Origin of the sequence: Kitasatospora sp. MY 5-36, assembly GCF_001182915.1 — a bacterium.
Taxonomy (GTDB): domain Bacteria; phylum Actinomycetota; class Actinomycetes; order Streptomycetales; family Streptomycetaceae; genus Kitasatospora.
The window spans coordinates 1-21,983 of sequence record NZ_LFVW01000141.1 but is presented as its reverse complement, the minus strand read 5'-3'; the positions used below and the strand labels follow the sequence as shown (position 1 = coordinate 21,983).

Annotated in this window: 26 protein-coding genes; 12 read left to right on the top strand and 14 right to left on the bottom strand. The window is 74.0% G+C overall.

Going from position 1 to position 21,983, the window contains the following annotated elements; all coding sequences use genetic code 11:
- On the top strand, nucleotides 1–1,104 hold a 1,104-nt coding region (locus AE652_RS10995; protein ID WP_049651081.1), incomplete at its 5' end, for a sensor histidine kinase.
- Entirely contained in the window at nucleotides 1,068–1,718 is a 651-nt protein-coding gene (locus AE652_RS10990; RefSeq protein WP_049651080.1) for a response regulator transcription factor, read from the top strand. The genes AE652_RS10995 and AE652_RS10990, both read left to right, overlap by 37 nt.
- A gap of 7 nt (nucleotides 1,719–1,725) precedes the next feature.
- Here the strand turns inward: AE652_RS10990 and cutA are convergent, their stop codons facing one another.
- Nucleotides 1,726–2,085 (bottom strand): divalent-cation tolerance protein CutA, encoded by a 360-nt coding sequence (gene cutA / locus AE652_RS10985; protein WP_049651079.1) that lies wholly within the window; start codon nucleotides 2,083–2,085, stop codon nucleotides 1,726–1,728.
- A 75-nt stretch (nucleotides 2,086–2,160) separates the two neighbouring features.
- Here cutA and AE652_RS10980 point away from each other — a divergent pair, with 75 nt between their 5' ends.
- Nucleotides 2,161–3,000, top strand: a complete 840-nt coding sequence (locus AE652_RS10980; RefSeq protein WP_049651078.1) for an alpha/beta fold hydrolase — start codon at nucleotides 2,161–2,163, stop codon at nucleotides 2,998–3,000.
- A gap of 59 nt (nucleotides 3,001–3,059) precedes the next feature.
- Here the strand turns inward: AE652_RS10980 and AE652_RS10975 are convergent, their stop codons facing one another.
- The 3 genes from AE652_RS10975 to AE652_RS48095 all read right to left on the bottom strand — a co-directional run bounded on the left by AE652_RS10975 (nucleotide 3,060) and on the right by AE652_RS48095 (nucleotide 6,096).
- Nucleotides 3,060–3,974, bottom strand: a complete 915-nt coding sequence (locus tag AE652_RS10975) for a class I SAM-dependent methyltransferase (protein WP_049651077.1) — start codon at nucleotides 3,972–3,974, stop codon at nucleotides 3,060–3,062.
- Between the two features lie 40 nt (nucleotides 3,975–4,014).
- Nucleotides 4,015–5,040 carry an NAD(P)/FAD-dependent oxidoreductase gene (locus AE652_RS10970; protein WP_082345655.1) on the bottom strand — a complete coding sequence of 342 codons (1,026 nt, stop codon included), beginning with the start codon at nucleotides 5,038–5,040 and terminating at the stop codon, nucleotides 4,015–4,017.
- Between the two features lie 96 nt (nucleotides 5,041–5,136).
- Nucleotides 5,137–6,096 carry a hypothetical protein gene (locus AE652_RS48095; protein ID WP_049651075.1) on the bottom strand — a complete coding sequence of 320 codons (960 nt, stop codon included), beginning with the start codon at nucleotides 6,094–6,096 and terminating at the stop codon, nucleotides 5,137–5,139.
- Nucleotides 6,097–6,460: 364 nt separating this feature from the next.
- Between AE652_RS48095 and AE652_RS10955 the strand changes: the two genes are divergently transcribed.
- Both AE652_RS10955 and AE652_RS10950 read left to right on the top strand, forming a co-directional pair.
- On the top strand, nucleotides 6,461–6,739 hold the full coding sequence (locus AE652_RS10955; RefSeq protein WP_049651073.1) for a type II toxin-antitoxin system Phd/YefM family antitoxin: 279 nt from the start codon (nucleotides 6,461–6,463) through the stop codon (nucleotides 6,737–6,739).
- Nucleotides 6,736–7,140 carry a type II toxin-antitoxin system VapC family toxin gene (locus AE652_RS10950; RefSeq protein ID WP_049651072.1) on the top strand — a complete coding sequence of 135 codons (405 nt, stop codon included), beginning with the start codon at nucleotides 6,736–6,738 and terminating at the stop codon, nucleotides 7,138–7,140. The genes AE652_RS10955 and AE652_RS10950 overlap by 4 nt, the downstream gene beginning before the upstream one ends.
- 53 nt (nucleotides 7,141–7,193) lie before the next feature.
- Here AE652_RS10950 and AE652_RS10945 read toward each other — a convergent pair whose 3' ends face one another.
- Together AE652_RS10945 and AE652_RS10940 are read right to left on the bottom strand one after the other, a co-directional pair.
- The gene (locus tag AE652_RS10945; RefSeq protein ID WP_079272023.1) at nucleotides 7,194–7,763 is read right to left on the bottom strand and encodes a GNAT family N-acetyltransferase; all 570 of its coding nucleotides are present in this window, start codon (nucleotides 7,761–7,763) and stop codon (nucleotides 7,194–7,196) included.
- 23 nt (nucleotides 7,764–7,786) lie between these two features.
- Nucleotides 7,787–8,704: an NAD(P)-binding domain-containing protein gene (locus AE652_RS10940; protein ID WP_049651070.1), complete on the bottom strand. Its 918-nt coding sequence runs from the start codon at nucleotides 8,702–8,704 to the stop codon at nucleotides 7,787–7,789.
- A gap of 105 nt (nucleotides 8,705–8,809) precedes the next feature.
- On the opposite strand from AE652_RS10940, the gene AE652_RS10935 reads away from it, so the two are divergent.
- A complete protein-coding gene (locus AE652_RS10935; RefSeq protein WP_049651069.1) occupies nucleotides 8,810–9,157 on the top strand; it encodes a helix-turn-helix domain-containing protein in 348 nt (115 codons plus the stop codon).
- 40 nt (nucleotides 9,158–9,197) lie between these two features.
- Here AE652_RS10935 and AE652_RS10930 read toward each other — a convergent pair whose 3' ends face one another.
- Together AE652_RS10930 and AE652_RS10925 are read right to left on the bottom strand one after the other, a co-directional pair.
- Entirely contained in the window at nucleotides 9,198–9,620 is a 423-nt protein-coding gene (locus AE652_RS10930) for a DUF350 domain-containing protein (RefSeq protein ID WP_049651068.1), read from the bottom strand.
- 136 nt (nucleotides 9,621–9,756) lie between these two features.
- Nucleotides 9,757–10,245 carry an LURP-one-related/scramblase family protein gene (locus AE652_RS10925; RefSeq protein WP_049651067.1) on the bottom strand — a complete coding sequence of 163 codons (489 nt, stop codon included), beginning with the start codon at nucleotides 10,243–10,245 and terminating at the stop codon, nucleotides 9,757–9,759.
- A gap of 128 nt (nucleotides 10,246–10,373) precedes the next feature.
- Between AE652_RS10925 and AE652_RS10920 the strand changes: the two genes are divergently transcribed.
- Together AE652_RS10920 and AE652_RS10915 are read left to right on the top strand one after the other, a co-directional pair.
- A complete protein-coding gene (locus AE652_RS10920) occupies nucleotides 10,374–10,886 on the top strand; it encodes a GNAT family N-acetyltransferase (protein WP_049651066.1) in 513 nt (170 codons plus the stop codon).
- Nucleotides 10,887–10,941: 55 nt separating this feature from the next.
- On the top strand, nucleotides 10,942–12,771 hold the full coding sequence (locus tag AE652_RS10915; protein WP_049651065.1) for an NHL domain-containing thioredoxin family protein: 1,830 nt from the start codon (nucleotides 10,942–10,944) through the stop codon (nucleotides 12,769–12,771).
- A gap of 74 nt (nucleotides 12,772–12,845) precedes the next feature.
- Here the strand turns inward: AE652_RS10915 and AE652_RS10910 are convergent, their stop codons facing one another.
- Nucleotides 12,846–14,153 (bottom strand): M18 family aminopeptidase, encoded by a 1,308-nt coding sequence (locus tag AE652_RS10910; protein WP_049651064.1) that lies wholly within the window; start codon nucleotides 14,151–14,153, stop codon nucleotides 12,846–12,848.
- A 327-nt stretch (nucleotides 14,154–14,480) separates the two neighbouring features.
- Nucleotides 14,481–16,310, bottom strand: a complete 1,830-nt coding sequence (locus AE652_RS10905; protein ID WP_049651063.1) for an acyl-CoA dehydrogenase — start codon at nucleotides 16,308–16,310, stop codon at nucleotides 14,481–14,483.
- A gap of 213 nt (nucleotides 16,311–16,523) precedes the next feature.
- Here AE652_RS10905 and AE652_RS10900 point away from each other — a divergent pair, with 213 nt between their 5' ends.
- A complete protein-coding gene (locus tag AE652_RS10900) occupies nucleotides 16,524–17,027 on the top strand; it encodes an SseB family protein (protein WP_049651062.1) in 504 nt (167 codons plus the stop codon).
- Between the two features lie 124 nt (nucleotides 17,028–17,151).
- Nucleotides 17,152–18,111, top strand: coding sequence for a pirin family protein (locus AE652_RS10895; RefSeq protein WP_049651061.1), 960 nt, complete (start codon nucleotides 17,152–17,154; stop codon nucleotides 18,109–18,111).
- 59 nt (nucleotides 18,112–18,170) lie between these two features.
- Here the strand turns inward: AE652_RS10895 and AE652_RS10890 are convergent, their stop codons facing one another.
- Entirely contained in the window at nucleotides 18,171–18,992 is an 822-nt protein-coding gene (locus AE652_RS10890; protein WP_063780134.1) for a protein phosphatase 2C domain-containing protein, read from the bottom strand.
- Between the two features lie 203 nt (nucleotides 18,993–19,195).
- Between AE652_RS10890 and AE652_RS46350 the strand changes: the two genes are divergently transcribed.
- Nucleotides 19,196–19,339: a hypothetical protein gene (locus AE652_RS46350; protein WP_158077691.1), complete on the top strand. Its 144-nt coding sequence runs from the start codon at nucleotides 19,196–19,198 to the stop codon at nucleotides 19,337–19,339.
- A gap of 112 nt (nucleotides 19,340–19,451) precedes the next feature.
- Here AE652_RS46350 and AE652_RS10885 read toward each other — a convergent pair whose 3' ends face one another.
- Nucleotides 19,452–20,060 (bottom strand): TIGR03086 family metal-binding protein, encoded by a 609-nt coding sequence (locus AE652_RS10885; protein WP_049651059.1) that lies wholly within the window; start codon nucleotides 20,058–20,060, stop codon nucleotides 19,452–19,454.
- Nucleotides 20,057–20,923 (bottom strand): alpha/beta hydrolase, encoded by an 867-nt coding sequence (locus AE652_RS10880; protein WP_049651058.1) that lies wholly within the window; start codon nucleotides 20,921–20,923, stop codon nucleotides 20,057–20,059. Before AE652_RS10880 ends, AE652_RS10885 begins: the two co-directional genes overlap by 4 nt.
- 166 nt (nucleotides 20,924–21,089) lie before the next feature.
- Here AE652_RS10880 and AE652_RS10875 point away from each other — a divergent pair, with 166 nt between their 5' ends.
- Nucleotides 21,090–21,731, top strand: coding sequence for a TetR/AcrR family transcriptional regulator (locus AE652_RS10875; protein ID WP_049651057.1), 642 nt, complete (start codon nucleotides 21,090–21,092; stop codon nucleotides 21,729–21,731).
- Here AE652_RS10875 and AE652_RS10870 read toward each other — a convergent pair.
- On the bottom strand, nucleotides 21,728–21,983 hold a 256-nt coding region (locus AE652_RS10870; RefSeq protein ID WP_049651056.1), incomplete at its 5' end, for an amidase family protein. The genes AE652_RS10875 and AE652_RS10870 overlap by 4 nt on opposite strands.

Below are 21,983 nucleotides of genomic sequence, written 5' to 3'. Positions count from 1 at the left end.
CGCCGCACGCTGGCCGCCCGCTGGTCCGGCGTCGCGGTCCGCGAGCCGTACCGGCCGCTGCCGCCGGCCGAGCCGGGCCTCAAGGGCGCCTGGCAGCGCTGCCGGGCCCTGCTCGGCGACCCGGCCACCTGGCGGGACCTGCTCTGGCTGCTGGTCGACCCGGTGATCGGCTTCACCGTGGCGCTGTTCCCGCCGGCCCTGGTCGCCTTCGGCCTCTTCGGCCTGCTGCAGCCCTGGCTCTGGGAGCCGATCGCCTCGGCCGACGGCAACACCTGGTACTGGTGGGTGCACGTGACGGACCCGGGCAGCGCCCGGATCGCCGTCCTGCTCGCCGTCCCGACCCTCCTGGCCGGTCCGGCGATCGCCCCCGGCGCGCTGCGCGGCCACACCGCGCTGGCCGGGGCCCTGCTCGGCCCGACCGCCCGCGCCGAGGCGCTGGCCGCCCAGCGCAAGGTCGTCCACCTGACCGAGACCCGGCGCGACGCGCTCACCGCCCAGGCCGCCGAACTGCGCCGGATCGAACGGGACCTGCACGACGGCGCGCAGGCCCGGCTGGTGGCCATGGGGATGAACCTGGGCGTCGCCGAGCGGCTGGTCGAACGGGACCCGCAGGCCGCGAAGCAGCTGCTCGCCGAGACCCGCCAGGCCTCCGCCACCGCCCTCAACGAGCTGCGCGACCTGGTCCGCGGCATCCACCCGCCGGTCCTCGCCGACCGCGGACTGGCCGACGCCGTACGGGCCCTGGGCATGGACAGCCCGCTGAACGTCACGGTCACCGCCGACCTGCCCGGCCGCGCCGAGGCACCGGTCGAGTCCGCCGTCTACTTCGCCGTCTCCGAAGCCCTGACGAACGCCGCCAAGCACGCGGGCGCGAGCCGGGTCGACGTCCAACTCTGGTACCAGGACGGCACCCTGAAGGCCCAGGTCACCGACGACGGCACCGGCGGCGCCGACCCCTCGCGCGGCACCGGGCTGCGCGGCCTGGAACGGCGGCTTGCTACCTTCGACGGCGTCCTGGCCGTCCGCAGCCCGCTCGGCGGCCCCACGACCCTGACGATGGAGCTGCCGTGCGAGTTGTCCTCGCCGAGGACCTCTTCCTCCTGAGGGACGGACTGGTCCGGATGCTGGAGGCCTACGACTTCGAGGTCGTGGCCGCGGTGGACACCGGACCGGCCCTCCTGGAGGCCCTGCTCACCGAACGCCCGGACGTGGCCGTCGTCGACGTGCGACTGCCCCCGACGTTCACCGACGAGGGCCTCCAGGCCGCCCTGGAGGCCCGCCGGCGGATCCCCGGACTGCCGGTGCTGGTGCTCTCCCAGTACGTCGAGCAGCTCTACGCCAAGGAGCTGCTCGCCGACGGCACCGGCGCGATCGGCTACCTGCTGAAGGACCGGGTCTTCGACCCCGACGAGTTCGTGGAGACGGTCCAGCGGGTGGCGGCCGGCGGCACCGCGCTCGACCCGCAGGTGATCGCCATGCTGGTCGGCAGCAACGAACGCAACAAGCCGCTGGACCGCCTGACGCCGCGTGAGCGCGAGGTGCTGGGCCTGATGGCGGAGGGGCGCTCCAACGCGGCGATCGCCGAACGGATGGTGATCACCGAGCGGGCGGTGAAGAAGCACACCGCCAACATCTTCCTCAAGCTCGACCTGCCGCCCTCGGAGGAGGACCACCGGCGGGTGCTGGCCGTGCTCGCCTTCCTCCAGGTCGCGCCCTGAGCCGCCCTCAGTCCTCGGCGCCCTGGGTCGTGGTTCCCTCGGGCGCGGTCTCCGCGGCCACCCAGTCGAGGTAGCCCGGACTGCCGCCCGTCACCGGCACGGCGACCAGCTCGGGCGTCTCGTAGGAGTGCCGCCCGGCCACGAACGCGCCCAGCCGGTCCACGAGTTCGGCCCTGGTCTTGAGGTCGATCCGCCACTCCCCGGCGTCCTGCACCTCGCCGTCCCACCAGTACACCGACCGCACGGGGTACACCTGGGCGCAGGCCGCCAGCCGCTCCCGCACCACGGCGGACGCCAGGGCCCGGGCCCGCTCCTCGCTCTCGTGGGTCGTGGTCACCACGACGAAGCGCCGCTCACTCGCTGTCATGCGCCGACGGTACCCCGGGACGGGTCGGCCGAATTCCCGTTGCCCCGGCCGGACGGCGGTTGCCACGATCGGCCGATGACGACCTTCACCGGCCCCGACGGCACCCGGCTCGGCTACCGCGTGCTCGGCCGGGGCGAGCCGCTGCTCGTCCTCGCCGGCGGCCCGATGCGCGACGCCGCGTACCTCGGCGACCTCGGCGGCCTCTCCGCGCACCGCGCCCTGCACGTCCTCGACCTGCGCGGCACGGGCCGCTCGGAGCGCCCGGTCGACCCGGCGGACCACCGGGTCGACCGGCAGGTGGCGGACGTCGAGGCCTTCCGGACCCACCTCGGGCTCGACCGGGTGGACCTCCTCGCCCACTCCGCCGGCTGCTCGCTCGCCACCCTGTACGCGCTGCGGCACCCGGAACGCACCGGTCGGCTGGTGCTGGTCACGCCCAGCCTCCGGATCTTCGGCAGCACCTCCTCCGAGGACGACTACCGCGAGGCGGCCGAGGCCCGCGGCCTCGCCGAGCAGGATTGGTACCCGGCCGCCCGGGCCGCCGTCCGCACCGCCTTCGCCGGCGGCGCCGCCGACCCCGACGCCGTGGCACCGCTCTTCCACGGCACCTGGGACGCCGCCGCCCGCGCCCACGAGGCCGACCGCACCGCCCAGAGCCACCCGGAGGCCGCCGCGGCCTACCACGGCGGCGGCTTCCAACCCGCCGACGTCCGCGCCGCCGTGGCCGAACTCGCCTCCCCGGCACTCCTGTTGGCCGGCGAGTACGACCCCGACCCGAGGCCCGGGGCGGTCCGCGCCACGGCCGCGCTGTTCCGCCACGCCCGTACCGCCGTCCAGCCCGCCGCCGGCCACTACCCGTGGCTCGACGACCCGGCCGCCTTCAGCCGTACGGTGGCCGCCTTCCTCGCACCCTGAAGCGGCGCGCCGCACGGACGGCCCCACCCCCGTCCCCGCCAACCCGCGAGGCCGCCGGGTCAGTCCCGGCGGGCCGTGTGGACGGTCATCGCGGAGAGGTAGAAGGCGTCCGGGCGGTGCAGGATCCCGGTGGGGGCGTCCTCGTCGAGCAGGGCGTCCAGGGTGGCCCGGTCCTCGGTGTCGAGCTGTTCGGCGAGCCGGTCGCGCAGCCGGGTCAGCTGGACGTGCAGGTAAGCGCGGACCGGGCCGGCGAGCGGGGCGGGGTGGTCGACCAGGAAGGTGCGGGTGCCGGTCGGGGTCAGCCCGGCCCGCCCGAGCATGGCCGGCCAGTCCTCGATCTCCTCGGTGCTGTCGGGCAGTTCGGCCCGCATGGTGGTGAAGCCGTCCTCGTGGGCGGCGTCCATCCGGGCCTGGAGGCCGGGCCGGCCGAGGCCGAAGTCGCGCGGCAGGTAGCGCGCGGGCAGGCCGCGTTCGGCGACGGCGAGCAGGCCGCCGGGCCGCAGCGCCCCGGCGAGCGAGGTGAGCGCGGCCTGCTGGTCGCCGAGGTGGTGGATGGCGTTGCCGGACCAGATCAGGTCGGCCTCGCCGAGCTTGTCGAACTCGGCGGGCAGGTCGGCCTGTCGGGTGCCGAGCCGGCCACCGGAGCGGACCCGGGCACGCTCCAGCAGGGCGGCCGACTGGTCGACGGCCACCACCTCGGCCGCGGGGAAGACCTCCGCCAGCAGTCCGGCGATCACCCCGGGCCCGCTGCCGACGTCGAGGACCCGCCGAACCGCGCCCTCGCCGTGCAGGCCGAGCAGCCACCGCCCGGCCTCGGTGACGGCGCCGGCTCGCAGGTCGCCCTCCAGCTCCAGGTGCGCGGCGAGCGCGTCCCAGTCGAAGTCGGCGGCGGGGACGTGCCCGTGGGAGTGCCCGTGGGACGGGCCGTGGGACGGGCCGTGGGAGTGGGAGTGGTCGTGCTGGTGCGCTGACATCAGGGTTTCTCCGATCGTGGGTTGACGAAAGCTTCCCCGCTCAGGCGGGCACGGCGGCACCGGACGCGCGGTACCGCACGACGGCCCGCTCGACCTCCTCCGCCGCGAGGTCGTGGTCGAGCGCGAAGGCGGCCGCCGCGCCCATCCCGGCGGCGGTGACCACCTGGGCGCGTGGGTCGGCGACGTTGCCGACCGCCCAGACGCCGGGGAGGCTGGTGCGGCCGGTCCGGTCGGTGGTGACCCAGCCGTTGTCGTCCCGGGCGCAGTCGAGGCCGAAGAGCAGCGCGTCCCGGGGCACCGGCTGCGGGAAGACGAACACCGCCTCGCGCGGCACCACCTGCCCGTTGGCGAGCTCGACGCCGCGCAGCCGCCCGTCGTCGGAGACCAGGCGGACGATCCGGCCCTCGACCACCCGGACGTCCCGGGCGGCGAGCCGTTCCCGCTCGTCGTCGGTCAGTGCGAGGGTGTGCGCGAGCAGCACCACGTCCGCCGACCACTGCCGCAGCAGCAGCGCCTGGTTGACCGCCCCCGGGCCGGTGCCGAGCACGCCGAGCGGGCGGTCGCGGACCTCCCAGCCGTGGCAGTACGGGCAGTGCAGCACATCCTGGCCCCACCGCTCGACCAGGCCGGGCAACTCCGGCAGGCCGTCCCGCAGCCCGGTGGCGACGACCACCCGGCGCGCGTGCAGCACCGGCCCGCCGGCCAGGTGGACCACGAAGCCCGGCGCCACGGACCCGGCCGGACCGGCACCGGCACCGGCGGGCTCGATGTGCTCGACCCGGGCGTCGATCAGGTCCGCCCCGTACCGGGCGACCTCCTCCCGCCCGACCGCCAGCAGCACCGCCGGGGGCATGCCGTCCCGGCTCAGGTAGCCGTGCATGTGGGCGGCGGGCGCGTTGCGCGGCTCGCCGGCGTCCACCACCGCGACCCGGCGCCGGGCCCGGCCCAGCACCAGCGCGGCGTTCAGCCCCGCCGCTCCGGCGCCGACCACCACCACGTCGTAGCGCTCGCTCTCCCTGCTCCCGGTCACCCCGGCTGTCCTGGTCGTCCCGGTCGTCTCGCCCATGGCGCTCACCTCCACCGCCAGGCTGCGGCCCACCCCACCGGATCGGCAAGCAATGTTGCCGCCTCAGCAAACCCCGGCCCCGAGCCGACCTCGCCCTCAGCCCACCTCGGCGGCCCGCGCCCCCGTCCGCCGCCAGTACGACCGGGCGGCCACCGCCAGCGCGACCCCGTACCCGGCGAACCCGCACATCCCCACCCAGGCGACCTCCAGCGCGCTCTGCTCACCGGCGAACTCGCCCAGCCTGATCCGCGTCACCCCGGCGGTGCACAGCCCCAGGTAGCCGACCCCGACCACCCCGTACGGCGCCAGCGTGGCCGCACCCAGCAGGGCCGGGGTGAGCGGCAGCCAGCGCGGCACCCGGCGGCCGCGCAGCGGCAGGGTCCAGCGCGGGAAGACCTGCCCCCACGGACGGACCAGCCCCCAGAGCAGGAACACCCCGAGCAGCGCCAGCAGCATCGTGCCGTCCAGTCCCCAACGCTCCAGGGCGAGCCAGAGCCCGGAGGAGCCGTTGCGCACATAGCTCGCGTACATCCGGTCACCGCTGATCCCCGCGAAACTGCCGCCGAGCGCCCAGACCAGCTTCATCAGCACGTACGGCACGAACGCCAGAGTCCCTGTCCAGGCGGCGAGTTGGACGAGCGGCGGGGCCGCCGTGGGAGCCGGCGCGGCCTGCCCGGCCCGGCCGGCACGGGCACCGGGCCGCAGTTCCAGGGCGGCCCTGGCCAGCAGTACCGCCCCCAGCGCCGCCAGGGCGCGCCCCACCGTGTCGGGGACGCTGTCCACCCGCTGGCCGAACACCAGCGTCACCAGGTCCATCAGCAGGCTCCAGGCCCCCACCGCGGCCGCCCCGCAGAGCAGCCACAGCAGCCGCTGCAGCCGCACCGGTTTCCGGCGCGCCACCAGCGCTCCGGCGACGGCCGAGAGCAGCCCCACGCCGACCACCACCCACCCCGGCCAGTGCGCGCCGAACAGCGCCGTCCCGCTCAGCCCGCACCCCGCCCCGAACCCGGCGTACCCGAGCCCCCAGCCGGCCACCGCCCACCCGCTTCTCACCATGCCGCCAGGCTCACCCGCGCCACCCGCCCCGCCCCTCCCCCGGCACGGTGATCCCCCTCCCCCACCCGGGGGACCCCGCACCACGCGCGGCCGATATCACTCCAACTCGCAGTCCCCGACGCACAACTGAGCCAGCACCAGGGGAACAACCCCATGCGAGGCTTCATCGGCAGCCTCGACCACGACGACCGTGTCCGGACCACCGGTGCCGCGAGCCTCCCCAGCGACCCGCTCGACGGTCAGCCCGGCGGTCACCGGCCTGCGCACCGTGGACCACGGCGCCACCATCGTCCGGCCCGGCCTCGACGACCAGCCGGGACGGGAAAGCGTGGCACAGTGTATTGCGGCGCGATACACTGGCACCATGAAGACCATCACGCAGCGCGAACTCGCGGCGCGGTCCAAGGCCGTACTCGACGACGTCGAAGCCGGCGAGATCTACCACGTCACCCGCAACGGCACGGAGATTGCCGAAGTCCGACCGATCAGCAACCGCCGACGGTTCGTCCCCGTGGAAGAGCTCCAGCGCAAGTGGCGGAGCGCACCCGCCGTCGACGCCGCACAGCTGCGGGCCGAGGCCGACACCTTCTACGGCGACGAGGACCGGGTCGAGGGCGGCGGCGACCCGTGGGAGCGCGCGTGAGCGAACGACGCCAGTGCGGCCTGCTCGACACCTGTGTGGTGATCGATCTGCCGCAGATCGATCCGGAACTCCTGCCGTTCGAGGTCGCCGTGCCCTCGGTGGTGCTGGCCGAGCTCTCCCAGGGTGTCGCCATGGCCAAGGACCCAGTGCAGATGCTGGCCAGGGCCCAACGGCTGGCCGACGTGGAGGCGGAGTTCACCGCCCTCCCGTTTGACCGTGAGGCCGCCCGGCGATTCGGAACACTGATCGCACTCACGATCCAGGCCAAGCGCGACCCCCGCCCTCGCCGCATGGGCCTGATGATCGCTGCCACCGCCGCCGCCCACGGCCTACCGCTCTACACCCGGAACGCGGACGACTTCATCGGCCTGGAGCAGGGGATCGAGGTCATCGCGGTATAGCCGCCCAGCCCCGCCCGGCTGTCGGGGCTGGGCGGGGCCGGGCGGGCCGGGGCTCATCCCCTCGGGGCGGCGAAGCAGTGGACGGTGACGGTGCGGCCGGAGGCCCACCGCTGGTCGCCGCTGCCGAGGTGGGTCCAGCCGAGGCGGCGGTAGAGGGCCACGGCGGCGGTGTCGGTGGCGAGGACGTCGAGCACGGGGTGCAGGCCGAGCGCCCGCGCGTGCGCCACGGCGCAGGCCAGCAGCCGGGCGCCGATGAGGTGGCCGCGCGCCGTGGGGGCGACGTAGAGGCGGCCGATCACGCTGGTGAGCTCCGGGCGGCCGCCGGTGCGGTGGCCCCACAGGGCGGGGGCGAGGTCGTCCGGGGTGCTGCGGGCGAGGCCGACGTGTCCGGCGAGCCGGCCGTCCGACTCGGCGATCCAGGCGGCGAGCTGGCCGTCCGGGGTCAGCCAGGCGGCGGGGCGGTCGGGCCAGTCGGCGGGATAGCCGTCGGCCGCGTGGACGTCGCCGAGCACCCGGACGCAGTCGGCGAGGTCGTCGGCGCGGCGCGGTCTGACCAGCACCCCCGCTCCGGCCTGCCGTGAGTGGGACGCGACGACGGTGGCGCGTTCTTCGAGGTCTGCCATGCCGGTACGTTACCGGCCGGGCCTCACCGTCGCAGCAGGTCGACGACCCCGGTCAGGTCCTCCTCGCCACCGCCGATCTCCAGCCTGCGCTCCATCAACCGGAAGTACGGCTCCAGCAGTTCGGCGCTCACCCCCTGCTCCTCGGCGGTGCCCAGCAGCGTCTGCCGGCCGGCCACCTGCATCGCCAGGTTGGACACCACGCCCTGGGTGTAGTCGCCGCTCTCCAGCTGCTCCGCGGTCCTGGCCACCGAGCCGGACATCGCGGCGAGCCAGCCGCCCAGCAGCGGCGCCAGCTCGCTCGGCGCCACGTCCTCGCCGCGGACCAGCGCGAAGGCGTGCGCGATCCCGGCGAACATCCCGTACATCCCGCTGAGCAGCGCCACGTCGTGCAGCGCCGCGTACCCGGCGTCCGCGCCCACGTACCGGGTGCCGGCCGGGACGGCGAGCGTGACCCCGTGCTCCTCGAACAGCTCGGACGAGCCGCTGTAGAACACGTACGCCCCGGTCGCCGGGACACCGATCATCGGCGGGACGGCCATGATCCCGCCGTCCAGGTAGCGGGCGCCTCGCTCCTCGGCCCAGGCGGCGCGGGCGCGGGCCTGCGCGGGGGTGCTGGTGACCAGGTTGACCAGGTCCTTGCCGGTCAGGTCGACGCCGTCCAGCGCCTCCGGCACGGAGGCGTCGTCGAGCAGGCAGACGACGACCAGCCGGTTCGCGGCGACCGCCTCCGCGGCGGTGGCGGCGACGGCGGCACCGCGGGCGGCGAGCCCCTCGGCGCGGGCGGCGGTGCGGTTCCAGACGGTCAGCGGGTGCCCGGCGGCGAGCCAGGCCCCGGCCAGCGCGGTACCCATCGCACCGAGGCCGAGCAGGGTGAGCGGGGTGGACGGGGAGAGCGAAGTGGAGGGGGTCTCGGACGCGTTCTCAACGGGGTTGGTTGCCATGGCAGTCAGCCTCCGCGCTGCCCCCGGAAACGATCAAGTACGCACTTCGGAGTGGGTGGTTACCCTGGGGTCAGTATCCAGGTCGGAGGTTCGGAAGGGGTGGGCATGGCGACCGTGCCGAGGCCGGGGGCGTACATCTGCGGGACGGACGCCGCGATGGACGTGATCGGCGGCAAGTGGAAGGTGTCGATCCTCTGGGCCCTGGGCGAGCGCCCGCGCTGCCGCTTCGGCGAGCTGCGCCGGCTGCTGCCGGGGATCACCGAGAAGGTGCTGGCCGCGCACCTGCGCGAGATGGAGGCGCACGGCATCGTGCACCGCGAGGCGTACGAGGAGGTGCCGCCGCGGGTCGAGTACGCGCTGACCGAGGCGGGGCACCGCCTCAACACGGCGCTGGGGCCGCTGGGCGACTGGGGCCGGGAGCACCTCCTGGGCGGGGCGCCGCACCCGGCGTAGCACCGCCACCCGGTGCGCCGTACCCGGCGTGGCGCGGGCCCTACGCGATCGCGGCCGACACCACCGCCGCCACCGCGATGTTGCAGGAGGCGGACACCCACACCGCCGGGTGCGGCTCCGGCTCGACCAGGATCGCGCCGAGCTTTCCCGGCGTCAGCAGGTCCACCAGCCAGAACGCGACGGCCATCAGCACCAGCCCGAGCAGGCCGTAACAGGCCGTCGACAGCAGGCCCTTGGCGAAGTCGGCGTAGGTGTACATGATCGCGGTGAAGACGATGCCGCCGATGCCGAGCAGCGCGGAGCTGAGCAGGACGGCGGCGTTGCGGTTGCGCTCGACACAGATCTGGTGGCCGAGCCTGCCGGGCGTCAGCAGGTCGACCAGGCCGATGCCGAGGAGCAGCAGCACCACGCCGAGGGCGCCGTAGGCCGCCGCCGCACCGAGCCCGTGCAGGATGTCGTTCATCGTGGTTCCAGCCCCCGGTCCGCTCACGCCAGCCCCCGACCGGCTGGTCAGGGCCCCCGACCGCCTTGGTCAAGGGTTGGCAAAAGATACCCCACCCGGGTGAGGGGCGGACCGGGATCCGGAAACCGGGGACGGGTCAGTCGTCCTCGTGCACCAGGTGGTCGACGCAGGCCGCGACGGCCAGCAGCAGGCCGGTGTCGGCGCCGTCGGCGATCTCCACCCCGTAGGTGTCGCGGATCCGGAACCACTTGCGGCTGATCCGGGCCAGGTCGTCGCCGTGCTGGTTCTCGATCCGGTAGTCCTTGTCGATCAGGTTGCCGTGGATCTTCAGCTCGCCGCCGGAGGCCAGCTCCACCAGGTACTTGTCCCGGAACGGGGTGAACAGCTTCTCCCGGACGGTGGCGACCACCTCGCCGTCGGCGTCCTCGATCTTCATCGCGTCGCGGACGGTGAGCATCTTCTCCTTCACCACCGCGACCACCCGCCCGTGCGCGTCCTTCAGCTCGAAGGTGTCCCGCAGCCGCAGGACCTTGCCGTCCACCAGGTACGCCTTGCGGCCCCGGTCGTCCTCGATCCAGTAGTCGTCGCCGACCGCGAACAGCTTCTCCCTGACCAGGTACCGCACCTGCGACCTCCTCGTGTTGACGTCCGCCCCATTCGACCCCGGACCCCCGGCCGCGGGAAAGCACCGCCACGGAACGGCCGACCGGAAACCCCGTCGCACAACGGCCCCCGATCCCCTTCAATACGGCCATGCACCCTGACCTCACCACCGCCGAACTGCGCAGCGAGCGCCTCGACCTGCTGCCGATCGCCCCCGGGCACGCCGAGGAGCTGGCGGCCGCGCTCGCCGACCCGGCCCTGCACGCCTTCACCGGCGGCCGCCCGGCCACCGTCGAGGAGCTGCGCGCCCGCTGCGCCCGGCTCGCCGCCGGCTCCCCCGACCCGGCCGAGGCCTGGGGCAACTGGGTGCTGCGGCTGCGCGCCGACGGCGCCCTCACCGGCTACGTGCAGACCACCGTCCGCCCCGACGGGGCCGAACTCGCCTGGGTGGTCGGCACCCCCTGGCAGGGCCGCGGCCTGGCCACCGAGGCCGCCCGCACCCTGCTCGCCCACCTCACCGCCGCCGGCGTCACCACCGCCCTCGCCCACATCCACCCCGACCACCACGCCTCCGCCAGGATCGCCACCGCCCTCGGCCTGCGCCGCACCGCCCGCACCCAGGACGGCGAGACCCGCTGGCAGGCCGACCTCACCCGCCCGTAACCCCTCGCGGCCCCGCCCTGGAATGCGGGCAGCGGGCGTGCGGTTTGATTGACGCATGGCATCTCGTGCACGTGTACGCGCCCCCGAACTGGTCGGGGCAGGCGGTTGGCTGAACACCGGCGGCAAGGAGCTCACGCTCGCCGACTTCCGGGGCAAGATCACCATCCTGGACTTCTGGACCTTCTGCTGCATCAACTGCCTGCACGTCCTGGACGAGCTGCGGGAGCTGGAGGAGGCGCACCGCGACACCGTGGTGATCGTCGGGGTGCACTCGCCGAAGTTCGTGCACGAGGCCGACCACCAGGCCGTGGTCGACGCCGTCGCCCGCTACGAGGTGCACCACCCGGTGCTGGACGACCCGGCGCTGGCCACCTGGAAGCAGTACGCCGTCCGGGCCTGGCCGACGCTGGTGGTGATCGACCCGGAGGGCTACGTGGTCGCCCAGCACGCCGGCGAGGGGCATGCCCACGCGCTCGCCCGGCTGGTCGAGGAGTTGGAGGCCGAGCACGCCGCGAAGGGCACGCTGCGCCGCGGCGACGGCCCGTACGTGGCGCCGGAGCCGACCGCGGGGAGCCTGAAGTTCCCCGGCAAGGCGGTCCGGCTGCCGAACGGCCACTTCCTGGTCGCCGACTCCGGCCACCACTCCCTGGTCGAGCTGGCCGAGGACGGCGAGACGGTGGTGCGCCGGATCGGCGACGGGCAGCGCGGACTGGTGGACGGCGACGGCACGGACGGCGAGGGCCCGCGGTTCAGCGAGCCGCAGGGCCTCGCGCTGCTGCCGGAGGGCTCGGCGTACGACGTGGTCGTCGCCGACACCGTCAACCACGCCCTGCGCGGCGTGCGCCTCGCCGACGGCCTGGTGACCACCCTGGCCGGCACCGGCCGCCAGTGGTGGCAGGGCTCGGCCACCGAGGGCCCGGCCCGCGAGGTGGACCTCTCCTCGCCGTGGGACGTCGCCTGGTTCGACGGCCGGGTGTGGATCGCGATGGCCGGCGTGCACCAGCTGTGGTCGTTCGACCCGGCCGCCGGCACGGTCGCGGTCGCGGCCGGCACCACCAACGAGGGCCTGGTGGACGGGCCCGCCGCCGAGGCCTGGTTCGCCCAGCCGTCCGGCCTCGCGGTCTCCGCGGACGGCGAGCGGCTCTGGGTCGCCGACTCCGAGACCTCCGCGCTGCGCTGGGTTTCACGTGAAACAGGGGCGGTCCGGACCGCCGTCGGCACCGGCCTGTTCGACTTCGGCCACCGCGACGGCGCGGCCGACCAGGCGCTGTTCCAGCACCCGCTGGGCGTCACCGTGCTGCCGGACGGCTCGGTGGCCGTCGCCGACACCTACAACCACGCGCTGCGCCGCTACGACCCGGCGAGCGGTGAGGTCAGCACGCTGGCCACCGACCTGCGCGAGCCCTCCGGGGCGGTGCTGGTGGACGGCGACATCGTGGTGGTCGAGTCGGCCCGGCACCGGCTGACCAGGCTGCGGCTGCCGGAGGAGGCGGTGCGGGTCGAGTCGGTGGCGCACCGCACCCGCCGCGCGGCCACCGAGGTCGCCCCGGGCGCCTTCCGGCTGGACGTGGTCTTCGAGGCGCCGAACGGCCAGAAGCTGGACGAGCGCTACGGCCCGTCCACCCGGCTGCTGGTCAGCTCGACCCCGCCCGAGCTGCTGGTCTCCGGCGCGGGCGCGGACACCGACCTCTCCCGTGAACTGGTGCTCTCCGCCGAGGTCGCCGAGGGCGTGCTGCACGTCTCGGCGATGGCCGCCTCCTGCGACGACGACCCGGAGATCGAGTACCCGGCCTGCCACGTGCACCAGCAGGACTGGGGCGTGCCGGTGAAGCTGGTCGCCGACGGCGCCCGCCGCCTCCCGCTGGTCCTGGCCGGGATGGAGTAACCCGGAACGACCCGCACCCGAACAACGCGGAAGGGGCCCGGCGGACGACCGCCGGGCCCCTTCCGCATCCGCCGTCAGCCCTCCAGGAAGGCCTTGAGCGCGCTCGCCAGCAGGTACGGGTCCTCCGCGCCGCACAGCTCGCGCGCCGAGTGCATGGAGAGCGCCGCGATGCCGCAGTCCACCGTCTTGATGCCCAGCCGCGCCGCCGTGATCGGGCCGATCGTCGTACCGCAGGGCATGGCGTTGTTGGAGACGAAGGTCTGCCACGGCACGCCCGCCTTCTCACAGGCGGCCGCGAACACCGCCCGCCCGACGCCGTCGGTCGCGTAGCGGTTGTTGACGTTGACCTTGAGGATCGGCCCGCCGTTCGGCATCGGGTGGTGGCCCGGCTCGTGCCGCTCGCTGTAGTTCGGGTGGACGGCGTGGCCCATGTCCGAGGAGAGGCAGACGGTGCCGGCGAGGGCCCGGGCCCGGTCCTCGGTGGTGCCGCCGCGCGCGTGCACCGTCCGGTCCAGCACGGTGCCGAGCAGCGGGCTCTGCGCGCCGGTGTCGGACTCGCTGCCGGTCTCCTCGTGGTCGAAGGCGGCCAGCACCGGGATGTACGGCAGGCTGGCGGCGCCCTCGGCGGTGGCGACGGCGGCGAGCGCGGCGGTGGCCGCGTGCACCGAGAGCAGGTTGTCCAGGCGCGGGGCGGCCAGCAGTTCGCGGTCGCGGCCCAGGTAGGAGGCGGGCTGGACGTCGTGGGTCATGAGGTCCCAGCCGGCCACGTCGGCGGCGTCCAGACCGGCCCGCTGGGCGACGTAGGAGATCAGCGCGCCCTCGTCGACCGGGCCGAGGCCCCAGATCGGGGTGAGGTGGCGCTGCTTGTCGAGCTTCATGCCCTCGTTGACCTGGCGGTCCAGGTGGATGGCGAGCTGCGGCACGCGCAGCAGCGGCTCGTCCAGCTGGACCAGCCGGGCGGTGCCGTCCTTGAGCGCGAGCCGGCCGGAGAGGCCGAGGTCGCGGTCCAGCCAGGCGTTCAGCGGGACGCCGCCGTAGATCTCCACGGCGACCTGCCGCCAGCCCTCCGAGCCGGTGTCCGGCACGGGCTTGACCCGCAGGTTGGGCGAGTCGGTGTGGGTGCCGACGATCCGGAACGGCGTCTCGGGGCCCGCCCCCTCCGGCAGGTACCAGGCGATCAGCGCGCCCCCGCGGATCAGGTAGCGCCCGCCGGCCGCGTCGTCCCACGCGTCCGTCTCGGCGACCTGCCGGAAGCCCGCCTTCTCCAGCCGCTCCGCGGCGCTCGCCACCGCGTGGTACGGGGAGGGTGAGGTGCCGAGGAACGCGATCAGGTCGTCGCTGTGCGTCCGGTCGAAGAATGCCTGGCGGGCGGCGGTCGACATGCTGCTCCTGGGTCGAGTGAGGGCCGAAGCCGGATGGGGAGTCGGCTTCGCACCTGAGCATATGCCCGTACACGGACAGGGCATTCGGAACACCTGGTTCGGTGCACGACCCGGACACGACCGTGAACCGCCGCGCACGGTCGGAGCTTTCCGCCGCCGGACGCACGCCCGGACGCACGCCCGGACCACGGCGCCGGACGCACGCCCCGGACCACGGCCCCGGACGCACCGAAGGGCCCGGTGGCAGCCGGGCCCTTCGGTGCGAGGGTGTGTCAGGCGGTTCGAGGGGTGCGCGGGCCCGGACGGGCCCGGCGGTCCCGGACGGGCCTAGAAGGCCTCCTCCGCCAGGTCCATGATCTCGTTGTCGATGCCCTCGGCGATCAGGCGCTGCGGGGCAACGGTCGGCAGGACGTTCTTGGCGAAGAAGCGGGCCGCCGCGACCTTGCCCTGGTAGAACGGGACGTCCTTCTCGGAGGCGCCGGCCTCCAGCTTGGCCAGGGCCACCACGGCCTGGCGCAGCAGCAGCCAGCCGACCACGACGTCGCCGGAGACCATCAGCAGGCGGGTGGTGTTCAGGCCCACCTTGTACATGTTCTTGACGTCCTGCTCGACCGAGGTCAGGTCGGCGATCAGCTTGCCGACGATGGCCTCCAGGTCGCCGGCGGCCTTGGCGAGCAGCTTGCGCTCGGCGGCCAGGGCGTCGCCGCCGGCGGCCGAGTCGATGAACTTCTGGATCTGCTCGTTCAGGGCGGTGAGCGCCTGGCCGCCGTCCTTGACGATCTTGCGGAAGAAGAAGTCCTGGCCCTGGATCGCCGTGGTGCCCTCGTACAGGGTGTCGATCTTGGCGTCCCGGATGTACTGCTCGATCGGGTACTCCTGGAGGTACCCGGAGCCGCCGAAGGTCTGCAGCGACTGGGCGAGCTGCTCGTAGGACTTCTCCGAGCCGTATCCCTTGACGATCGGCAGCAGCAGGTCGTTGAGGCGCTCGGCGGCCTCGTCGTGCTCGCCGCGCAGCTTGGCGGCCATCATGTCGTCCTGGGTGGACGCGGTGAACAGCACCAGCGCGCGCATGCCCTCGGCGTAGGCCTTCTGGGTCAGCAGCGAGCGGCGCACGTCCGGGTGGTGGGTGATGGTGACGCGCGGGGCGGTCTTGTCCAGGAACTGCGAGATGTCGGCGCCCTGCACGCGCTCCTTGGCGTACTCCAGGGCGTTCAGGTAGCCGGTGGAGAGGGTGGCGATGGCCTTCGTGCCGACCATCATCCGGGCGAACTCGATGATCTTGAACATCTGGCGGATGCCGTCGACCTTGTCGCCGAGCAGCCAGCCCTTGGCCGGGTGCTTGGCGCCGAAGGTCATCTCGCAGGTGTTCGAGGCCTTGAGGCCCATCTTGTGCTCGACGTTGGTGGCGTAGACGCCGTTGCGCTCGCCCAGCTCGCCGGTCTCCCAGTCGAAGTCGAACTTGGGGACGATGAACAGGCCCAGGCCCTTGGTGCCCGGCTTGCCGCCCTCGGGGCGGGCCAGCACCATGTGGATGATGTTCTCGGACATGTCGTGCTCGCCCGAGGTGATGAAGCGCTTGACGCCCTCGATGTGCCAGGAGCCGTCCTCCTGCTGGATCGCCTTGGTGCGGCCGGCGCCCACGTCGGAGCCCGCGTCGGGCTCGGTGAGGACCATGGTGGAGCCCCACAGGCGGTCGGTCATCCGCTTGGCGACCTCGAGCTGCTCCTCGGTGCCCTCCTCGGCGATGACGCCGGCGAAGGCCGGGCCGGAGGAGTACATCCAGATGGCCGGGTTGGAGCCCAGGATCTGCTCGGCGAAGGCCCAGATCAGCGAGTTCGGGGTGACCTGGCCGCCGATCGACTCCGGGATGCCCAGGCGCCACCACTCGGCGTCCATGAAGGTCTGGTAGCTCTTCTTGAAGGTGGCCGGGATCGGCGCGGTGCTGGTCTCCGGGTCGAAGACCGGCGGGTTGCGGTCGGTGTCGGCGTAGGACGCCGCGAGGTCGTTCTCGGCGAGGCGCGCGATCTCGCTGAGGATGTTCTTCGCGGTCTCGACGTCCATGTCCGCGAACGGTCCGGTGCCGTACACCTGCTCGCGGCCGAACACCTCGAAGAGGTTGAACTCCACGTCCCGCAGGTTGGACTTGTAGTGACCCATGGCCGTTATCTCCGGTTCGTCGCTTCCGGGAGACCGCCGCGTTCCGGCGTCCCGTACCCACCAGTAGGCATCATGATGCTACCCAGCGGTAACTTGGGCAAGCCCCCGCCGGCGAATCCGCTATGAACGTGGTCACGTCCCACAGCCGACGCGGCCACTCCTTGTCAGGATCGGTGCCAGCGGAGAGGGGTGCGCTCCCGCTAGCCTGTCCGTGTGTACGGATATGACCAGAACACATACCCGGGCGACCCCTACCAGCAGCAGGCGGGACCGCAGCAGGGCATGAACGGCATGCCCGGACCCGACGCCTACGGCGGGCAGTCGCAGGCCCCCCAGCAGTCCCTGTACCCCGAACCCTCGCCGCCCTCACTCGCGGACGCCGTCCGGGCCTTCACCACCGGCTCGATGGCGGTCGAGGACTTCCAGGCGATCTTCATCACCTCGAAGGTGCACTGCCCCCGCGGCGACCGCCCCGGCTTCCTGGCGCTGCACAACACCCCGACGCCGGTGATCCCGATGTTCAGCTCGCTGAAGGAGCTGCGCCGCTACGCCGGCAAGGACTCCAAGCACTTCACCGTCACCGGCGCCGAGGTCCTGGACCTGCTGCCGACCGGCTACGGCTTCGCGCTGGACATGGAGGGCGAGCACCGGATGGTGTTCGACGCCAAGGCCGTCGAGCAGATGGTCGACTTCACGATGCGCCGGATGTACGGCTGACCCATGCTGGACGAGGAGCCCCGCGCTCCTTCGTCACTACATAGTTCAACTTTCAACTTGCTTGTTGTTGAGGATTGAACTAACCTCATGGATGTAGGCCAGACACCCCCCGAAGGAGGCCGACATGCCCGCCGTGACCGTCGACAACCCGCTGACCCTCCCGCGCGTCACCACGCCGGACCCCGCCGTCACGAGCGCACGGCCGGTCCTCACCGTGGCGACCGCCCCCGAGGGCTACGAGGGCGAGGGCTTCCCCGTCCGCCGCGCCTTCGCCAGGATCAACCAGAAGTACCTCGACCCGTTCATCATGATGGACCAGATGGGCGAGGTGGACTACGCGGCCGGCGAGCCCAAGGGCACCCCCTGGCACCCGCACCGCGGCTTCGAGACCGTCACGTACATCATCGACGGAACGTTCATCCACCGGGACTCGCACGGCGGTGGCGGCACCATCACCGACGGCGACACCCAGTGGATGACCGCCGGCTCCGGCCTGCTGCACATCGAGACCCCGCCGGAGTCCCTGGTGCAGTCCGGCGGCCTGTTCCACGGCCTCCAGCTGTGGGTCAACCTGCCCGCCTCGGACAAGATGATCACCCCGAAGTACCAGGACATCCGCGGCGGCAGCGTCAAGCTGCTCAGCACCGAGGACGGCGGCGCGCTCCTGCGCGTCATCGCCGGCGAGCTGGACGGCCACCAGGGCCCGGGCACCACCTTCACCCCGATCACCATGATCCACGCCTCGATCAACCCCGGCGCCCAGATCACCCTGCCCTGGCGCGCCGACTTCAACGCCCTCGCCTACGGCCTCGCCGGCAACGGCTCGGCCGGCACCGAGCACCGCCCCTTCCACCGGGGCCAGGCCGTCGTCTTCGGCGACGGCGACTCGATCACCCTGCGCGCCGACGAGAAGCAGGACTCCCGCGACAACAACTTCGAGGTCGTCCTCCTCGGCGGCCTCCCGATCCGCGAACCCGTCGCCCACTACGGCCCGTTCGTGATGAACAGCCACCGCGAGCTCCAGCAGGCCATGGAGGACTTCCAGGCCGGCCGCCTCGGCACCATCCCCGCCGACGGCCACTGAGCCCGCCCGCTCGTGAGGGCCCGGACCGCACCCGGTCCGGGCCCTCACGCGTCCACCGCCTACAGCAGCGCGTACAGGGCCGAGGCGTCGTCGTGCGTCTTGCCGCGCGGCCAGCGCTCGCAGCCGGCGTCCGCCCGCTCCACCGCCCGGACCTGGGCGATCAGCTCGCCCGGCCCGGACTCGGCGAGCAGCCGCAGCACGTCGCCCCAACTGCCCAGCCCGAAGCGCTCGGTGTAGCGCGAGGCGCCGTCGGTGAGGGCGGCCAGCGCGTGCAGCCGGTCCAGCCGGACGGAGCCGGTCTCGGCGTGCTCGGCCGCCCGCGGGCTGGCGGCGGCGATCCACGGGCCGTTGCCCCGGTTGCGGGCGGCGCGCACGGCCAGCACGTACTCCAGGTGCAGCGCGGCCCGCTCGGCCGAGCCGGGGACGGTCTCCCAGACCTGCCGGCGCAGCTCCTCGCCGCCGGGGAAGCGCTGGTTGTCCCCGATCACCTTCGGCGGGCCGTCCTTGAACTCCAGCACCAGCAGGGAGTCGCCGAGCACCAGGTACTCCAGCGCCTCGCCGTGCCGCCGGGCCGCGACGACCATCGCGGCGGGGGTGTTCGGGTGGGCCAGGTCGCAGCGGCCGCCGTGCAACGCGGCCGTCTCCACGATGGCGTCGGCCAGACAGTCGGCGATCGAGCGGTCCGCCCGGTCGGTGAGCCGGGCGAGCAGGTGCACGCCCAGCCGGCGCACGTACCAGGCCGTCCCGTGCCGGCACCCGGACTCCAGGCCGACCGGCGAGCTCGCGCCGTCCAGCAGGACCAGCGCCTCCGGCGAGGCCACCGCGAAGTCCTCGCTCTCGCGGTCGGGCCGCCGTGCTTCCCCTGCGAGCTGTAGCTGCATCCCGACAGTGTGGCCGCCGCCCCCGGTCCGCGCCCAGACCCGTGCGCCGGTGTGGCGCGGGCCGGGGGCCGGCGCCCGGTGGCAGCCGGGGTGATTCGGCCATACCGTCGGACAGTGACCGGACGATTCGGCCAATCGGAGCGGGTCGGGTTTGGGATCACCTTCGGGTGTCCGGGCGGCCCGCGACTGACGAGGAGCGGAAGATGTTCTGGGAGTTCATCGTGTTGCTGGCCGCCTCGCTCGGCTTCCCGACCGCCGCACTGCTCTTCCTGATCGGCGGCCCGCGCTTCCCCGACGAGCAGCGCGGCCCCGAGAGCCGGGGCGCCGGGGCCGCCCGCCGCCCGTAGGGCCTGCCCGACCGCGGACGCGGGTCGAAGGCAGGCCCCGGGGTTTCCGGAATCCCCTGTGTTCCGGAAACCCCGGGGCTGTGTTCCGGAAGCCCCGGGGCGGACAGGGCCGTTACGGCTTCCAGGCCGGGTCGCGGCCGAGCAGTGCCAGGGCGCGGTCGAACCGGCCGGTGCCGCCGCCGGGTTCGAGCCCCGGGGCGAAGGCCCGGCCGGGCGCCCGGTGTTCCTCGGTGTTCGGGACGGCCTCGGTCACCGTCAGCAGCGCGGTGGCCAGCGCGTCGTCGCCGTCCACCGCCGCGACCAGCGCGTCCTGGGTGCCGAGCGCGGCGGCGACGTCCCAGCCGTGCACCAGGGTGTCCAGCAGGTGGAAGCCCACCGCCTGGGTGAGCGGGAAGGGGCCGCCGTCGCGGACCTCGGCCAGCCAGATCGGCCGGTCCGCGGTGGCCGCCTCCCGGAAGGCCGCGGTGAGGTCGGTCCCGGTGCGCCGGAAGGCGCCCGCCGGGTCGGCGCCGAGCGGGGCGTCCGCGAACAGCGCCAGGTCCGGCCCGGCGCCGCGGGCGGCCGCGGCGAAGCCCTGGTGCTGGCCGACGCAGTGCTCCAGCAGCTTGCGCAGCGTCCACCCCGCGCAGGGGGTGGGCAGGTCGAGCTGGTCCGGCCGTAGGCCGTCCACCACCTGGACGGCCAACTCCATGGCCTGTGCGTGCAGTTCGACGATCCTCATACGACAGCGACCTCCCGGCCGGCAGAGATGAATCCGATCACCTGATCAACAACGGTCGGCTCCGCGATAATCCTGCTGTGGCCCAGGCCCTGAGTGATGGTCAGCTCCAGCCGCTCCCCGTACGCCTCGCGCAGCCGGTACGCCTCGCTCGGCGGGACGACGGTGTCGCCCTCGTCGTGCACGACCAGGACCGGCCCGCCGACCGCCCCGACCCGGCGGGCCGCGTCGAAGCGCTCCCAGCCCCCGGCGTCCCCGCCGAACAGCTCCCGCTCGATCCGATCCCGCAGCGCCCGCTCGACCTCGGCGTCCAACCCGAGCCCGGCACAGAACGCGGCCGGGAAGAAGCCCACCCGGGACACCCCGGAGACGGCCGCCAGCCGGCCCGCCCGCAGGCCGTCGGCCAGCGCCCCGAAGGCCGCGCAGACGCCCAGCGAGTGCGCCAGCACGGCCTCGAACGGCCCGTACCGCTCCTGGAGCCGCAGCGCGAGCTCGCGGTACTCCGGCACGCCGGTGGTCCGGCCGCCGGAGTCGCCGTGACCCGGCGCGTCGAAGGCGACGACGCTCAGCCCGAGCGCCCGCAGCCGGGGCACGTACGGGGCGAACCGGGAGGCCCGGGAACGCCAGCCGTGCAGCAGCAGGACCGGCCGCTCGCCGCTGCCCCAGCGGTAGCCGACCACCGCCTTGCCGTTCACGGCGAGCCGCTCGGTGGCCGCCCGGCCGTGCACCTCCCGCTCCGACGCGCGCACCCGGCTGCGCCGGACCGGGTGCGTGAACAGCTCGAAGGCGGCCCGCCCGGCCAGGCCGGGGGCGATCCGGGCGGTGGGGTTGAGGGTCGTACGGATCAGTCCGCGGGTCGGGTCCATCGGGTCTCCCTGCTCTCGCGCTCCTTGTCCTGCCTCGTTCGCGGCGAGATATTAGCACGACCGTTCGTGCAGTTTTTAGGGCTTTCCGAGGCCGCCCCGGTGCACCCACTACCCTGGGCGGCACGCAGGGCGAGCGGAACAGACGAGCAGAACAGGGGCGCGGACGATGGCCGGAACGACCACGGACGGACGGGTCCTGCGCGGCGAGGAGACCCGCCGCGCGGTGCTGCGCCGCGCCGTCGGGATCGCCTCCGTCGAGGGCCTGGACGCGCTCTCCATCGGCCGCCTCGCCACCGACCTCGGGCTCAGCAAGAGCGGCGTCTTCGCCGGCTTCGGCTCCAAGGAGGAGCTGCAGCTGGCCACCGTCCGCGCCGCCCGCCGGATCTTCGCCGACGCCGTCGTCGCCCCGATCGCCGACACCCCGCCCGGCCTCGCCAGGGCCCGTGCCCTCTGCGAGAGCTGGCTGGCCTACTCCCGCGCCCGGGTGTTCCCCGGCGGCTGCTTCTTCTACGAGGTCACCGCCGAGTTCGACGCCCGCCCCGGCGCCGTCCGGGACGCCCTGGCCGGCTGCGCCCGGGAGTGGTCCGACACCGTCGTCGAGACCCTCGCCGCCGCCCGGGCGGCCGGCGCCCTGCGCCCCGACACCGACCTCGGGGACCTCGCCTTCGCCCTGATCGCCGTCCTGGAGACGGCCAACTCCCAGGCCGTGCTGCACGACGAGGACACCCCGTACGAGCGGGCCGGCCGCCTGCTGCTGCGCCTGCTGCGCGCCGAGGCCGCCGACCCGGCCGACCCGGCGCTCGCCTAACGCTCCGTCAGCACCCTTTCAACGAAGGCCGCTTGGGCCAGCAGAAGCTCGTCCCCGCCGGGCGCGCCGACCACCTGGAGGCCCAGCGGCAGCCCGTCCCCGGTCCGCCCGGCCGGCAGGCTCAGCGCCGGGCGCCCGAGGAAGCTCCACGGCAGCGACATCACCGCGTCCCCCGTGCTGTGCAGGCCCTCCGGCGCCCCGCCGGTCGCCGAGGGCGCCAGCCACAGGTCCACCCCGGCCGCCGCGCCCGCC